Below are 1,159 nucleotides of genomic sequence, written 5' to 3'. Positions count from 1 at the left end.
CACTGCAACATTGGCACGATCGGCCACGTCGATCACGGCAAGACGTCTCTGACGGCGGCGATCACGAAGGTTCTGGCCGAGACGGGCGGGGCGACGTTCACGGCCTACGACCAGATCGACAAGGCGCCTGAGGAGAAGGCGCGCGGGATCACGATCTCGACGGCGCACGTGGAGTACGAGACGCAGAACCGTCACTACGCGCACGTCGACTGCCCCGGCCACGCCGACTACGTGAAGAACATGATCACGGGCGCGGCGCAGATGGACGGCGCGATCCTGGTTGTGTCGGCGGCCGACGGCCCGATGCCGCAGACCCGCGAGCACATCCTGCTGGCCCGCCAGGTCGGCGTGCCGGCGCTGGTGGTGTTCCTCAACAAGGTCGACATGGTCGACGACGAGGAGCTGCTGGAGCTGGTCGAGCTCGAGGTGCGCGAGCTGCTGTCGAAGTACGACTTCCCCGGCGACGACATCCCGATCACCAAGGGCTCGGCGCTGATGGCGCTCGAGGACAAGGAGCCGAAGATCGGCAAGGAGGCGGTCCTGGCGCTGATGGCGACCGTGGACGCCTACATCCCGCAGCCGGAGCGTCCGATCGACATGCCGTTCCTGATGCCGATCGAGGACGTGTTCTCGATCTCGGGCCGCGGCACGGTGGTGACGGGTCGCGTCGAGCGCGGCATCGTGAAGGTGGGCGAGGAAGTCGAGATCGTCGGCATCCGGGCGACCACCAAGACGACGGTGACCGGCGTCGAGATGTTCCGCAAGCTGCTCGACCAGGGCCAGGCGGGCGACAACGTCGGCGTGCTGCTGCGCGGCACGAAGCGCGAGGACGTGGAGCGCGGCCAGGTGGTGTGCAAGCCGGGTTCGGTGAAGCCGCACTCGAAGTTCAAGGCCGAGGCGTACATCCTGACCAAGGAGGAGGGCGGGCGCCACACGCCGTTCTTCACCAACTACCGGCCGCAGTTCTACTTCCGGACCACGGACGTGACCGGGATCTGCACGCTCCCCGAGGGCACCGAGATGGTGATGCCGGGCGACAACGTGACCATGGACGTGGCGCTGATCGTGCCGGTGGCCATGGAGGAGAAGCTGCGCTTCGCCATCCGCGAGGGCGGCCGCACCGTCGGCGCCGGCGTCGTCGCCGCCATCAACGACTGAG

General features: G+C 67.6%; 1 protein-coding gene. It reads left to right on the top strand.

Annotated features, from left to right (window positions below; translation table 11 throughout):
- Window positions 1-1,158, top strand: a 1,158-nt coding sequence (tuf, locus tag ME121_RS32785) for an elongation factor Tu (protein WP_491892964.1), incomplete at its 5' end; no start/stop codon positions are given.
- Window position 1,159 lies beyond the last annotated feature (1 nt).

Origin of the sequence: Methylobacterium sp. ME121, assembly GCF_000974725.1 — a bacterium.
Taxonomy (GTDB): Bacteria; Pseudomonadota; Alphaproteobacteria; order Rhizobiales; family Beijerinckiaceae; genus Methylobacterium; species Methylobacterium radiotolerans.
Note: the sequence above shows the minus strand (reverse complement) of the source record. Positions and strands in the feature narration are given on the sequence as shown.